The 14,159-nt window shown below is 29.9% G+C and carries 13 protein-coding genes; 12 read left to right on the plus strand and 1 reads right to left on the minus strand.

The window, feature by feature from the left end:
* The first annotated feature begins 35 nt into the window (after positions 1-35).
* From Q0049_RS06425 to Q0049_RS06480, 12 genes are all read left to right on the plus strand, one after another.
* Positions 36-1,505 carry a DUF5687 family protein gene (locus Q0049_RS06425; RefSeq protein ID WP_298117791.1) on the plus strand — a complete coding sequence of 490 codons (1,470 nt, stop codon included), beginning with the start codon at positions 36-38 and terminating at the stop codon, positions 1,503-1,505.
* A 58-nt stretch (positions 1,506-1,563) separates the two neighbouring features.
* Positions 1,564-2,262 carry an ABC transporter ATP-binding protein gene (locus tag Q0049_RS06430; protein ID WP_298117792.1) on the plus strand — a complete coding sequence of 233 codons (699 nt, stop codon included), beginning with the start codon at positions 1,564-1,566 and terminating at the stop codon, positions 2,260-2,262.
* Between the two features lie 167 nt (positions 2,263-2,429).
* On the plus strand, positions 2,430-5,243 hold the full coding sequence (locus Q0049_RS06435) for a tetratricopeptide repeat protein (protein ID WP_298117794.1): 2,814 nt from the start codon (positions 2,430-2,432) through the stop codon (positions 5,241-5,243).
* A gap of 4 nt (positions 5,244-5,247) precedes the next feature.
* On the plus strand, positions 5,248-5,652 hold the full coding sequence (locus Q0049_RS06440; protein WP_298117796.1) for a polymer-forming cytoskeletal protein: 405 nt from the start codon (positions 5,248-5,250) through the stop codon (positions 5,650-5,652).
* Positions 5,621-5,854, plus strand: coding sequence for an AtpZ/AtpI family protein (locus tag Q0049_RS06445; RefSeq protein WP_298117798.1), 234 nt, complete (start codon positions 5,621-5,623; stop codon positions 5,852-5,854). Before Q0049_RS06440 ends, Q0049_RS06445 begins: the two co-directional genes overlap by 32 nt.
* A 520-nt stretch (positions 5,855-6,374) precedes the next feature.
* Positions 6,375-7,556 (plus strand): F0F1 ATP synthase subunit A, encoded by a 1,182-nt coding sequence (gene atpB, locus Q0049_RS06450; protein WP_298118778.1) that lies wholly within the window; start codon positions 6,375-6,377, stop codon positions 7,554-7,556.
* Positions 7,557-7,603: 47 nt separating this feature from the next.
* Positions 7,604-7,795 carry an ATP synthase F0 subunit C gene (gene atpE, locus Q0049_RS06455; RefSeq protein WP_298117800.1) on the plus strand — a complete coding sequence of 64 codons (192 nt, stop codon included), beginning with the start codon at positions 7,604-7,606 and terminating at the stop codon, positions 7,793-7,795.
* 82 nt (positions 7,796-7,877) lie between these two features.
* On the plus strand, positions 7,878-8,378 hold the full coding sequence (locus Q0049_RS06460) for a F0F1 ATP synthase subunit B (RefSeq protein WP_298117802.1): 501 nt from the start codon (positions 7,878-7,880) through the stop codon (positions 8,376-8,378).
* Positions 8,378-8,911 carry an ATP synthase F1 subunit delta gene (gene atpH / locus Q0049_RS06465; protein ID WP_298118781.1) on the plus strand — a complete coding sequence of 178 codons (534 nt, stop codon included), beginning with the start codon at positions 8,378-8,380 and terminating at the stop codon, positions 8,909-8,911. Before Q0049_RS06460 ends, atpH begins: the two co-directional genes overlap by 1 nt.
* Before the next feature lie 23 nt (positions 8,912-8,934).
* Positions 8,935-10,512, plus strand: a complete 1,578-nt coding sequence (gene atpA / locus Q0049_RS06470; protein ID WP_298117804.1) for a F0F1 ATP synthase subunit alpha — start codon at positions 8,935-8,937, stop codon at positions 10,510-10,512.
* A gap of 81 nt (positions 10,513-10,593) precedes the next feature.
* Positions 10,594-11,454 carry an ATP synthase F1 subunit gamma gene (gene atpG, locus Q0049_RS06475; protein ID WP_298117806.1) on the plus strand — a complete coding sequence of 287 codons (861 nt, stop codon included), beginning with the start codon at positions 10,594-10,596 and terminating at the stop codon, positions 11,452-11,454.
* A 127-nt stretch (positions 11,455-11,581) separates the two neighbouring features.
* Complete coding sequence (locus Q0049_RS06480; protein ID WP_298117808.1) at positions 11,582-12,046, plus strand: hypothetical protein; 465 nt, start codon at positions 11,582-11,584, stop codon at positions 12,044-12,046.
* Here Q0049_RS06480 and Q0049_RS06485 read toward each other — a convergent pair.
* Positions 12,043-14,124, minus strand: a complete 2,082-nt coding sequence (locus Q0049_RS06485) for a prolyl oligopeptidase family serine peptidase (protein WP_298117809.1) — start codon at positions 14,122-14,124, stop codon at positions 12,043-12,045. The two genes, Q0049_RS06480 and Q0049_RS06485, sit on opposite strands and share 4 nt — an antisense overlap.
* Between the last annotated feature and the right edge of the window lie 35 nt (positions 14,125-14,159).

Below are 14,159 nucleotides of genomic sequence, written 5' to 3' on the forward strand. Positions count from 1 at the left end.
TTTATCATCTAATACTTCATCCAAAACAATCAACTATGTTCAAACATTTTATTATGCTCGAATGGAAGTCATTTCTCCGTTCAGCGTCTTTAGGAACTAATATTGCAATGAAAATCTTTATTGGTTTTTTTGCAGTTTATTTTATGGTGATTTTTATTGCTGCTGGTGTTGGAGTTTTCTTCATTCTAAAAAAAGCAGAACTTGAACCACTTTCAACGGTAAATAAATTCATGATTTATTATTTGGTAATGGATTTGGTGGTTAGGTATTTTCTACAAAAAATGCCTGTAATGAATATTCGTCCATTATTGACTTTACCAATAAAAAGAAATACGATTGTTCATTTTACTCTAGGAAAAACAGCTTTGTCTTTTTTCAATTGGTCACATGCGTTGTTTTTCATTCCGTTTTCTATAGTTTTAATGATGAATGGCTATTCCGTTTTGAATGTAATTTTGTGGCATTTAGGAATTATGGCACTTTTTTATTTAAACAATTTTGTAAATGTTTTAATCAATAATAAGGACAGTGTTTTCTACTCGGTTTTGGCTGTAGTTGCAGGTTTAGGATTGGCGCATTATTATCAATTATTCGACATTACACTTTACACTCAACCTTTTTTTCAAGGTATGTACGAAACGGTTTTTGTGTTTTTGATTCCAATACTTTTAGTTGTTGCAACTTATTATTTTGCTTTTAATTATTTTAAAAGTAATCTTAATTTAGACGAAGGTTTGGCGAAGAAAAGTGACATTGCTAAAACCCAAAATTTTACTTTTCTTGACCAATTTGGAGTTTTAGGAACATTCTTAAAAAACGATCTTCGCTTACTAACGAGAAACAAACGCTCTAAAACTACATTGACAATGAGTTTTTTATTCATTTTTTATGGATTGTTGTTTTTCACTAACTCAATTGAAGCCTACAGAAGTCCAATGTTTCAGATTTTTGCAGGAATTTTTGTTTCTGGTGGATTTCTTTTCACTTTCGGACAATTTATACCAAGTTGGGACAGTGCTTATTATCAATTGATGATGAGTCAAAATATCCAATACAGAGAATACATCAGTTCAAAATGGTGGTTAATGGTTATCGGAACTTTAATTTCAACAATTTTAGCATCGTTTTATTTATTCTTTGGAGTTCATACGTACTTATTAATTGTTGTTGGTGCTATTTTCAATATTGGTGTAAACTCACATTTGGTAATGCTTGGCGGTGCATTTGTTAAGACACCAATCGATTTAACTACAGGAAAAGGAGCTTTTGGCGATAAACAAGCGTTTAATTTTAAAACGATGTTAATTGCTATACCTAAAATGCTTGTTCCAATGGCACTTTATGCAATAGGATATTATATTTTCTCACCAAACATAGGATTATTATTTGTGGCTTTGGCAGGAATTCTCGGATTTGCTTTTAGAAATTACGTTTTTAATCAAATCGAGAAAATCTACAAAAGAGAAAAATACGCCACTATCGCTGCATACAAGCAAAAGAATTAATATTAGATGTTAGATTTAAAATATTAGATATTTCACAACAATACAATATAAAGAAACTATGATACAAGTAAACAATCTTTCAAAAACATATAACAACGGAGTTAAAGTATTAAACATCACTAATCTTGAAATCCCAAAAGGACAAAGCTTTGGTTTAGTAGGAAATAATGGCGCAGGAAAAACTACTTTTTTTAGTTTATTATTAGATTTAATTCAACCTTCAACAGGTTATATAATGAACAATGACGTTCAAGTGAATAAAAGTGAAGCATGGAAACCTTTTACAGCAGCATTTATCGACGAAAGTTTCCTTATTGGATATTTAACTGCAGAAGAATATTTTTATTTTATTGGTGATTTGCGTGGACAGAACAAAGCAGATGTCGATGCACTTTTAGCAAAACATGAAGAATTTTTTAACGGAGAAATCTTAAAAAGTAAAAAATATCTAAGAGATTTGTCCAAAGGAAATATGAAAAAAGTGGGAATCATTGCTACTTTAATAGGAAGTCCAGAAGTTGTAATTCTTGACGAACCTTTTGCTAATTTAGATCCAACTACAGTAAATAGATTGAAAAAAATCATCAAAGAATTATCTGATAATCCAGAAGTTACTGTTTTAGTTTCTTCGCACGATTTGGTTCACACTGTTGAGGTTTGCAATAGAATTGTAGCTTTAAACAAAGGCGAAATTGTAAAAGACATTGAAACGTCGCCAGAAACATTGAGAGAATTAGAAGCATTTTTTGCAGTATAATTTTAAAATTTAAAAACGCATGAATCCGAAGTCCAAATTGATGTTCTTCGGATTTCTTTTTTTAAAAAAACCATCAATTTATTTTCACTTATCAAAAAGAAACGTATTTTTACCAGTTAGTTATACTAAAATTAACCTTTTAGAGTTAATTATTAAAACGTTTTACATTGAAATCAAACACTATTAAATACACATTTATAGCTGGATTATTAGTTTTTTTTGTGGCTTGTTCTACAAAGAAGAATACCTTTCTAACTAGAAATTACCATGCTGTAACTACAGAATATAATATTCTTTATAATGGCGGAATTGCATTAGATAAAGGAATTACAAATCTGAAATTGCAATACAAAGATAATTTTTGGGAAGTGCTTCCTGTAGAGAGAATGCAGATTTCTGATAAATCATTAGAAACTTCTGAAAAAAAGAATGCTGATTTTGAAAAAGCTGAAGATAAAGCTACAAAAGCCATTCAAAAACATTCTATGAATATTGATGGTGGCGAAAAAAATCCGCAAATGGATGAGGCGCACTTATTGTTAGGAAAAGCACGTTATTATGATCAACGTTTTGTTCCTGCATTAGAAGCCTTTAATTATGTTTTGTACAAATATCCTAACAGTGATAAAATTTATGAAGTAAAAATTTGGCGTGAAAAAACCAATATGCGAATGGACAACGATGCACTTGCGGTTACCAATCTTCGTAAATTATTGAGTGAAATCAAATTTAAAGATCAAATTTTTGCTGATGCCAATGCAACTCTTGCTCAAGCATTTTTAAATTTAAAAGAAAATGATAGTGCTATTGCAAAAATTAAAATTGCAAGAGAATTTACTAAAGAAAATGAAGAAGTTGCTCGATATAATTTTATTTTAGGGCAAATCTATGATGCTCAAAATCATAAAGATAGTGCTTTTGCTGCATATCAAGAAGTAATTGATATGAAAAGAAGATCACCACGTCTATATGTTATTCAAGCACATGCTCGTCAGGCGCAACAATTTGATTATGAAAAAGGAGATACTATTGCGTTTTTGAAAAAATATAAAGATTTATTAGAAGACAGAGAAAACCGTCCATATCTTGATGTTTTGAACCATCAAATGGGATTGTTTTATGACAAAAAGAAAGATATTACTAAAGCAAAAAAATATTATAATGCATCATTAAAGAACGCTTCTTATGATGAATATTTGATTGCTTCAAATTATAGAAATTTAGCAGAAATTAATTTCAATGATGCTAAATATGTTACTTCTGGAAAATATTTTGATAGTACAATGGTTTATTTAAATGACAAAAGTCGTGAGTATAAATCCATTTCTAAAAAGAGAGATAATCTTGAAGATGTAATTAAATTTGAAGGTATCGCACAACGAAATGATAGTATTTTAAAAGTTGCAGCATTATCGCCTCTTGAAAGAGAAAATTATTACAAACAACATATTGAAAATCTCAAAAAAGAAGAAGAAAAAGCAAAAGAACTCCTTGAAAAACAAAAACGTATTGAAGAAAACGCTTCTAGTTCAAAAATGAATGAACCATTAGCTTTGAAAGATAATAAACCAAAAACACCTACATCAACTACTTCAAAGCCTGGCGATTTTTATTTCTATAATCCAACTACTGTGGCGTATGGAAAGAGTGAATTTGTAAAAAAATGGGGAAAAAGGAGATATGGTCCAAATTGGAGATTATCTTCTAGCGATGACAATATTGATACAAAAGAAGAAGAAAGTCAAGAAGAAGTTGCAGAAAATGTTGAAAAAGTAGAAGAACGATTTACTACAGAATTTTACACTAAAGATATACCAACAAATCAAGTTGTTTTAGATAGTATTTCTAAAGAAAGAAACTTTGCTTACTATCAATTAGGAGTTATTTATAAAGAGAAGTTTAAAGAATATAAAAGAGCTTCAAGCAAATTAGAAACACTCTTAGATAATAATCCTGAAGAAAGATTAGTATTGCCATCACTTTATAATTTGTATAAAATTTATCAAATTATTGAGCCAAGCAAAGCAGATGGAATGAAAAACAGAATCATATCTAAATATCCAAGTTCAAGATATGCACAACTTTTAAGTGATAATAAAATTGAACTAGAATTAGGTTCACCAGAAGTAGTTTACAGTAATCTATATAAAGACTATGAGTTAGGAATTTATAGAGAAACTTTAAATAAAACAGATATGGCAATTGTTCAATTTGCAGGTGAAGAAATGTTGCCAAAATTCGAATTATTGAAAGCTAATTTAATTGGAAAATTATACGGATTAAAAGAATATAAAAAGTCATTAAATTTTGTGGCATTGACGTATCCAAATTCTCAAGAAGGAAAAGAAACAGAAACGTTTATTGCAACAAAAATTCCATTACTTGAAGCTTTATATTTTAATGGAGAAATTCCAGTAAGTTGGAAAATTCTATACGCACCAAGCAATAGTTTGGATGAAAAAAGCTTAAAGCCATTACTTGATAAGTTGAATAAATTTGCAAAAGAGAGAACAATTGAAAAACTTTCGGTTTCAATAGATACTTATACAATTGACAAAAATTTAATTGTTATTCATGGAATAAAATCGGAAGAAAACGCAAAAGGAATCGCTCAAGTTTTAAAAGAATTTAAAGAATATAAAATTGCCGAGCCATCAACTGTAATTTCAAGTGAAAATTACAAAGTAGTTCAAATTTATAAAAATCTTGATGAATATATTTCAGGAAAAGGACCAAACTTTGAACCAAAATCAAAACCAGTAATTACTTTACCTTCACCAGAAGCTCCAAAGCAAAAAATTCAAAAGCCACAAAGAACAGATAGAAGTAATAACGTTGAAAGTAAAGCAAAATCTTTAAGCAATGATAGTCCATTACGATTGCCAAACAGTGGTAATAACGGAATGGAATCTAACGACAGAGAACCAACAAACAGTTTGTTGCCTCCAGCATCATCACCAACACCAAGATCTAAAGGATAAAATTATGTTTGATAAAAAACCCAAATCTTACACAGACCTTTTAGGAAAAACGAATAGAATAGTTGAAGGAACTATTATAACAGGAGACATTTCATCTCCATCTGATTTTCGTCTTGACGGACATTTAATTGGTAATTTTCAAACTAAAGGAAAAATAGTAATTGGTCCAGCAGGAAGTATAAAAGGTGATATTATTTGTAAAAATTGCGACATTGAAGGTAAATTTGAAGGCAAAATACAAGTTGTAGAAGTTTTAAATCTAAAAGCAAAAGCCATAGTTCACGGTGACGTTGTATGCGGAAAACTTTCTGTTGAACCTGGAGCAGAGTTTACAGCAACGTGCACTATGAAACCTAATGTAAAAAATCTTTTACCAAGTGGACAATCAGCCGAAGAAAAAACAGCGTAACAAATGGTTGGCTTTGATAAATATTCCTATCCAAATGGGTATTGTTATTTTTTTATTTGCCTACTTAGGGCGATGGTTAGATGAAAAATACCCAAACCCAAACGAAATTTATGTAAAAATTTTTGTTTTAATTGGTGTTGCATTGGCTTTCTATAATTTGAATAGACAGTTAAAACAAATAAACGAATCGGAGCAAAAATAGCATAATGAAACTTTCCATGTTCAAGCCACTTTTATTGGTTGTAGTCTTTTCAATTCTATTTTTTTGCATTCAGTATTACAGTCTTGTATATTTAATAGGTGAAAGTAATCTCAATACTTTTCGTTTTTCAATAGTTGAAATTTATTCCTTCTTTACAATTTGTTCTCTGCTAATAGTAACAATATTAATTTTTGTCCGAAAAAAAAATTTAGATATTGTTGGGTATTTTTATCTAATACTAACAATGGTCAAAATGGCGATTGCTTATTTTTTTCTTCACCAAATAAATCAAAATCCATCAATTTTCTTGACATACGAAAAGAAGAGTTTTTTTATATCGTTTATTCTTTTTTTAGCAATAGAGACGTTAATAACCATTAGATTATTAAATAAAAATCAGTAAATCCGAAAAATATCTATAAAATCGATTATTTTTTTTTCTTATCCACTTGGAATATTAATAAAAATTGTACTTTTGCACCAAATTTTAGAAACCTTAAAATTTAAGAAAAATAAAGTTATGGTGATTTCAAAAAAACCACTCCATTTTATCGTAGCATTGTTAGTAGCTTTTATGCCACTAATTAGTATTGCAAACCCAACAAATGACTCTACAAAAGTTGAAGCTCATGCTGTAGAAGCAACTCATGAAAAAACTGATGCTCACGCGGAATCAACTCATGAAGGTGAAACTCATGCTGAACCTACAGATATTAAGTCTCAAGTAAAAGCTTTTACAAAACATCACGTTTTAGATTCTCATGATTTCACTTTTTTTTCTGACAACAAAGAGGGTAAACACTACGGATTTTCATTACCAATTATTTTATGGGATAATGGATTGCAGTTTTTTTCATCATCAAAATTTCACCACGGAGAAGCAGTTGCAGAATCTAATGGAAATTATTATGTTTTAAATCACCATGACGGAAAAATATACAAAACAGATGCATCTGGAACATTAACGGAAGATGAAAAATCAGGTCACCCGACAAATGTTAGACCAATTGATTTTTCAATAACTAAAAGTGTTTTGTTTATAATAATAACAGCTATTGTAATGTTTTTCTTATTTACATCTTTAGCAAAATCATATGCGAAAAATGGCGGTATTGCAAAAGGTGCAGGAAGAATATTTGAGCCTCTTGTAGTATACATAAGAGATGAAATTGCTATTCCAAATATTGGTGAGAAAAACTACAAAAAATATATGAGTTATTTGTTAACTATATTTTTCTTTATATTATTCCTAAATCTTTTTGGTTTGACACCACTTGGGGTTAATGTAACAGGAAATTTAACTATAACATTTTCATTAGCTATTTTAACATTTTTAATTACAAATTTAACAGCTAATAAGAACTATTGGGGTCACATTTTTTGGATGCCTGGAGTTCCAAAATTGATGCGAATCGTTTTAGCTCCTATTGAGTTGTTAGGAATTATTATTAAACCATTTTCATTAATGATTCGTTTGTATGCAAATATTTTTGCAGGACATATTGTATTGATGAGTATCATAGGTTTAATGTTTATTTTTAAAAGTTGGATTGGAAGTTCATTGTCATTTGGATTGTCATTTGTACTTTCTATCCTTGAAATATTAGTTGCTTTTTTACAAGCCTATATTTTCACAATGTTATCAGCACTTTATTTTGGTTCTGCCAATGAAGAGCACCATCACGAAGAAGCACATCATTAATAGAAGTGCATTTCAAAAAAGAATGTTTAATTTTTAATATATATATTATGCAAATTCCAACTATTGTAGGAGCAGGATTAATTGTAATCGGAGCAGGTTTAGGTATTGGTAAAATTGGTGGTTCAGCTATGGAAGCTATCGCTCGTCAACCAGAAGCTTCAGGAAAAATCCAAACAGCTATGCTTATTGCTGCTGCGTTAATTGAAGGTATTGGTTTCGCTGCATTATTTGCTGCTTAATTAAAACTAAAAAAAACAATAGTTGCAACGGTTGGTTGTGACTATTGTTTCATTAATTCAAAAAAAGTTAAATACATATATAATGGATAAATTAATAAATCAGTTTGAATTTGGATTATTCTTTTGGCAAATAGTAATATTTGTTGGATTGATTCTATTATTAAAAAAATTCGCTTGGAAACCAATTCTTGATGCGGTTAACGAAAGAGAAGAAGGAATCAAAAATGCATTGCTTTCTGCTGAAAATGCTAAAAAAGAAATGCAAAATCTTAAATCTGATAACGAGAAATTGTTAGCAGATGCAAGAGCTGAGCGTGATGCAATGATAAAAGAAGCTCGTGAAATCAAAGAAAAGATGATTAACGATGCTAAGCTAGAGGCACAAGCAACTGGTGAAAAAATGATTGAGCAAGCAAAAGCAGCAATCAATAGCGAGAAAAATGCAGCTATGGCAGAATTGAAAAATCAAGTTTCTTCTTTGTCTTTAGAAATTGCAGAAAAAGTATTAAGAGACGAATTATCTAACAAAGAATCTCAAGCTAAATTAGTTGAGAAAATGTTAGGTGATGCTAAATTAAACTAATCATTATGTCTAGAGCAGCGATTAGATATGCAAAAGCAATTTTAGATATTGCACAAAGTTCAGGAAAAGCTGAAGCAGTAAACAATGATATGAAATCAATTGTTAATGCTATTAGTGATAGTCCTGAATTAAAAGAATTTTTAGCAAGTCCGGTTATAAAAATGGATGTTAAAAAATCTGCGACTTCTGAAATATTTTCAAATGTTCAAAACGAAACAAATAGCTTGTTTCAATTATTATTTGAAAATAAAAGATTTGAAATTCTTGAATCTATAGCTAAAGAATACAAAAGATTATTTGACGAAAGTAATGGTATTGAAGTTGCTAAAGTAACAACAGCTATCGCAATTACTCCAGAATTAGAATCGAAAGTATTGGCTAAAATTGCAGAATTTTCAAATAAGAAAATTACAATTGAAAACACAATAGATCCATCAATTATTGGAGGATTTATTTTGAGAGTAGGCGACCAGCAGTATAATGCTTCTGTAGCTAATAAATTAGGTGAATTAAAAAGAGAGTTTAGTAATTAGAATTCCATTAAAGATATATCAAAATGGCGGAAATTAAACCAGCTGAAATTACAGCAATATTAAAAAAACAATTATCTGGTTTTGAATCAGGTGCAACTTTAGAAGAAGTAGGAACTGTACTTCAAGTGGGTGACGGTATCGCTCGTGTTTACGGTTTATCAAATGCTCAATATGGTGAGTTAGTACAATTCGACAACGGATTAGAAGCTATCGTATTGAACTTAGAAGAAGACAATGTTGGTGTTGTACTTTTAGGACCATCTACAGGAATTAGAGAAGGTTCTACTGTAAAAAGAACACAACGTATTGCTTCTTTAAAAGTTGGTGAGCAAATTGTAGGTCGTGTGGTTGATACATTAGGTAACCCAATCGATGGTAAAGGACCAATTGGTGGTGAGTTATTTGAAATGCCATTAGAAAGAAAAGCTCCAGGAGTTATCTTCCGTCAACCAGTAACTGAACCATTACAAACAGGTGTAAAAGCAGTAGATGCAATGATTCCTGTTGGTCGTGGACAACGTGAGCTTGTTATTGGTGACCGTCAAACTGGTAAATCAACAGTTTGTATTGACACCATCTTAAATCAAAAAGAATTTTACGATGCTGGAAAACCAGTATTCTGTATATATGTAGCAATTGGTCAAAAAGCATCAACTGTAGCAGGAATTGCAAAAATGTTAGAAGAAAAAGGAGCAATGGCTTATACAGTTATTGTTGCAGCAAATGCTTCTGATCCTGCACCAATGCAAGTTTATGCACCAATGGCTGGAGCTGCAATCGGAGAATATTTCCGTGATTCAGGTCGTCCTGCATTAATTGTTTATGATGATTTATCTAAACAAGCAGTTGCATATCGTGAGGTATCACTTTTATTAAGAAGACCACCAGGTCGTGAAGCTTATCCTGGAGACGTTTTCTACTTACACTCTCGTTTATTAGAAAGAGCTTGTAAAGTTATTGCTGATGATGATATTGCTAAAAACATGAATGATTTACCAGATTCTTTAAAAGGAATTGTAAAAGGTGGTGGTTCATTAACAGCTTTACCAATTATCGAAACTCAAGCAGGTGACGTTTCTGCTTACATTCCAACAAACGTGATTTCGATTACAGATGGACAAATTTTCCTTGATGGTGATTTGTTTAACTCTGGAGTTCGTCCAGCAATTAACGTAGGTATTTCTGTATCTCGTGTTGGAGGTAATGCTCAAATTAAATCAATGAAAAAAGTAGCAGGTACATTAAAATTAGACCAAGCTCAATTCCGTGAATTGGAAGCTTTCGCTAAATTTGGTTCTGACCTTGATGCTGTAACTTTAAACGTAATTGAAAAAGGAAGAAGAAATGTTGAAATCTTAAAACAAGGTTTGAACTCTCCTTATACAGTTGAAGATCAAGTTGCAATTATTTATGCTGGTTCTAAAAATTTATTAAGAAGTGTTCCTGTAAATAAAGTAAAAGAATTCGAAAAAGATTTTATCGAATATTTAAACAACAAACACAGAGATACTCTTGATGCATTGAAAGCAGGTAAATTAGACGATAACATTACAGATGTAATCGAAAGAGCAGCTAAAGAAATTTCAGCAAAATATAATTAAGAAGGAAGTTAGAAGCTGGAAGTAGGATGTTAAATTCTTACTTCCATCTTCCATCTTCAAACTCCTAACTTTTACAAAAAAATGGCAAACTTAAAGGAAATCCGTAATAGAATTACTTCCGTTTCATCTACAATGCAGATTACTTCTGCGATGAAAATGGTTTCTGCTGCAAAACTGAAAAAAGCACAAGATGCTATAACAGCAATGCGACCTTATGCCGAAAAATTAACGGAATTATTACAAAGTTTAAGCTCAACTCTTGAAGGAGAAGTAGGCGGTCAATTTACTGCTCAACGTGAAGTTAATAAAGTTTTAATTGTTGCAATAACTTCAAACAGAGGTTTGTGTGGAGCATTCAATTCAAATGTAATTAAACAATCTAAGACTATTGCAGAATCATATCCGGGAAAACAAGTTGATGTTTTTGCAATTGGTAAAAAAGGGAATGATGCTTTAAGCAAAACAAATAAAGTTATTGGAAACAAAAGCGAAGTTTTTGATAATTTAACATTCGATAATGTTGCAGAAATTGCTCAAATTTTAACAGATAAATTCACATCTGGTGAATATGATAAAATAGAAATCGTTTATAATCAATTTAAAAATGCTGCTACACAAATTGTCCAAACAGAACAATTTTTACCATTAGCACCTGTTAAATCTGACAAACCTGTTTCAACGGGAGATTATATTTTTGAACCATCAAAAGAAGAAATTGTTTTAACATTGATTCCAAAATCATTAAAAACACAATTATATAAATCTATCAGAGATTCATTTGCATCGGAACACGGAGCGCGTATGACTGCAATGCACAAAGCAACTGACAACGCAACAGAGTTAAGAGACCAATTGAAGTTGACTTATAACAAAGCACGTCAAGCCGCAATCACTAACGAAATTTTAGAAATTGTAGGTGGAGCGGAAGCATTAAAAGGTTAAGAAAAAAATTTAATTTTTTCAAATTTTTAATAAGCAAAGCTTTTTAAACTTTAGATTTATTAAATAATACATAAAGAGGCACGAATGTTGCCTCTTTTTTTATAAATTTAACTTAAATTAGTGTATTATGAAAGCTCTATATGTTTTGATGACTTTAGTATTTATTTCCTGCTCATCACAAAAAGAAGCAAAAAGTCTTCCTTTTTCAACAGATGAAGTTTATTTTCAAAAATGGATTGGTGGACAGCGTTTGACAGGAAGCGGAACCGATTTTTATATTAGATTTAAAGAACCATTTTCAGTAAATTTTAAAATAAAAAAACTCTATTTTCACGGACGAGAATTAGAGGTTATCAAAAGAAATGATTCCGTTTTTACAGCAAGTTATTCTCAAAGGCCAAATGTTGACCAAGAATTAAATGAAACCGACGGACAAATTGAAACCCCAAAAGTTGTTAAATCAAAGTTTGAATTAAAGAATAATGAGGCAATTTTGGAATTTGAGCAAGATTGTAAAACACAGTTTTTCAAAATTACTAATATTAAAGAAAAAGAACTTTTAGCATATCCATCGGCTAAGCCAAGAAATTAATTTTTCAAATAGTATAACAAAAAACCATAGAACTCTGCAGTTTCATTTATCCTATTTTGATATGTTGATACTTTTCCATAATGTCCTGAATTTGAAAGAGTTTTTAAAAAAATTGGATTCTTTTGGTTCTCCCTGTTTTGTAATGCAGCAGTAAATTTATAGGAATTAAAAGGTGGAACACGATCATCATTTTCACTTGTAATTATTAATGTTGTTGGATAATTTACACTTTCTTTTAAATTATTATATGGGGAATAATTTAGTAAATAATTAAAATCTGTTTTATTATTTGGATCGCCAAATTCATCTAAATGATATTTCCCAACTGAATAGTCAGAATAAGTAAGCATATCAAAAACTCCCATTTTGGGTATTGCAACTTTGTATAATTCAGGACGTTGAGTTATAGCAACACCAACAACCAATCCGCCATATGAACCACCTGTAATAGCTAACTTATTAGGAGAGGTATATTTTTCTTTAATTAAAAATTCTGAAGCATCTATAAAATCATTAAAAGAATTCATCTTTTTTGATGCTTTTCCATCTTGATGCCACTTTAATCCCTTTTCTCCACCACCGCGAATCTCGGCAAATGCATAAACACCACCTTGGTCTAGAAAATATAGTAAACCTGTATCAAATCCAGGACTTGAAACTGACCCAAATCCGCCATAAGCTTTCAAAAGTGTAGGATTTGTCCCGTCTAATACCAGATCTTTTTTATGAATTATAGTTATTGGAACATCTTTATTGTCTCTACTTTTAAAAGTTATCTTTTTAGTAATAAAATGATTTAACGGAAATATTGTAGGTAATGGTTTTATATAATCATTGTAAAAATGACGAACTTCACCCGTTTCAAAATTTAGTTTAAAATTTTGTGCAGAAATAACATGAGAATAAAAAGTTACGTATAAATCTTTAGTTTCAGAATCAAAAAAACGAATTGAAAAATTCATACTTTCTGGTGAGTCAAATTTTCTTATAAAGTTTCCATTAGCATCATAAACTCTTAAAAAGTAACTTTCTATAGTTTTATATTTACAAACTATATAATTTTCATAAAAATATGTTCCAACTAAAAGATTATTATAAATCTGAGGTATAATTTGTTTAACTTCAGTTTTATTTTTTATGTCAAAACAACGAACTTCTCCCCAATCATATTCTTTTGTAGAAATATAAATTTTATTATCTAGATAACCTAAATATGTAAATCCAGTTGTGTCATTTTCATAAATAATTTCTTTTGTAAAACTTTCATCATTAAAATTAATGAAATACATACTTTTAGAAAGTTCATCTTTACTAGTTTCGGTTATAAAAAGTCTGTTTTTAGTGGTAAAAAAATCAATATACGACCCTTTTTCAGATACATCATAAATTAATTGATCATCTGTTTGATTGGTTCCAATTTTATGATAATATAGTTGATAAGTCGAATCTTTAGCGATGACGTTTTTATTTGAGTTTTTCTTATAAAAAACACCTTTATCATTATGCCAAGCAACATTTGAAAATTTAGAATCTTTAAGAATATCTTTCAATACTTCTCTTGTATCAATGTTTGAAAATCTAATCTCCATTCGATCGCTTCCGTCAATTGAAACTTTATAGGCAATTAAACTTGAGTTTTTTGAAGGGTAAAAATTATCTAAAATAACATTTTCATCTTTATATATTTTGAAAGGATTAATAAGCTCAATGGCATTTTCATTTAAAGATTTTCTGAAGTAAAGTGAGGCAGGTTGCGATTTATCTTTTCTATAGTTTGCATAAAAATATTTTCCAATTTTGATAGGTAATGAATTGCTAGATAAAAAATTATATTCTTTAATTTTAGTGGCAATTTTAGCAATATTAATTTTTTCAAATGCAGTATTCGTGTAGGCATTTTGAGCATTTACCCAATTTGATACTTCTTCAGATTTTAAATTTTCTAACCATGAATAATCATCATTTATTTTTAAATCGTGTTTTTCAAAAGTGCTTGAAACTTTTTTTGTAACAGGAATATTTTGAGAAAAAGCTGATGTAGTGACTAAAATTAGGTAAAATAAAAGAAATCGTTTCATAAAAGTGATATTTATACAAATATATAATTATCAGT

The sequence above is a fragment of the Flavobacterium sp. genome (assembly GCF_027484205.1).
Taxonomy (GTDB): domain Bacteria; phylum Bacteroidota; class Bacteroidia; order Flavobacteriales; family Flavobacteriaceae; genus Flavobacterium.

Excerpts from the sequence above, each read along its gene's own strand:
- atpB (WP_298118778.1), top strand. The coding sequence starts at position 6,375 with ATGGTGATTTCAAAAAAACCACTCCATTTTATCGTAGCATTGTTAGTA.
- atpG (WP_298117806.1), top strand. The coding sequence starts at position 10,594 with ATGGCAAACTTAAAGGAAATCCGTAATAGAATTACTTCCGTTTCATCT.
- Q0049_RS06425 (WP_298117791.1), top strand. The coding sequence starts at position 36 with ATGTTCAAACATTTTATTATGCTCGAATGGAAGTCATTTCTCCGTTCA.
- Q0049_RS06460 (WP_298117802.1), top strand. The coding sequence starts at position 7,878 with ATGGATAAATTAATAAATCAGTTTGAATTTGGATTATTCTTTTGGCAA.
- atpE (WP_298117800.1), top strand. The coding sequence starts at position 7,604 with ATGCAAATTCCAACTATTGTAGGAGCAGGATTAATTGTAATCGGAGCA.
- atpA (WP_298117804.1), top strand. The coding sequence starts at position 8,935 with ATGGCGGAAATTAAACCAGCTGAAATTACAGCAATATTAAAAAAACAA.
- Q0049_RS06430 (WP_298117792.1), top strand. The coding sequence starts at position 1,564 with ATGATACAAGTAAACAATCTTTCAAAAACATATAACAACGGAGTTAAA.
- Q0049_RS06485 (WP_298117809.1), bottom strand. The coding sequence starts at position 14,124 with ATGAAACGATTTCTTTTATTTTACCTAATTTTAGTCACTACATCAGCT.
- Q0049_RS06440 (WP_298117796.1), top strand. The coding sequence starts at position 5,248 with ATGTTTGATAAAAAACCCAAATCTTACACAGACCTTTTAGGAAAAACG.
- Q0049_RS06480 (WP_298117808.1), top strand. The coding sequence starts at position 11,582 with ATGAAAGCTCTATATGTTTTGATGACTTTAGTATTTATTTCCTGCTCA.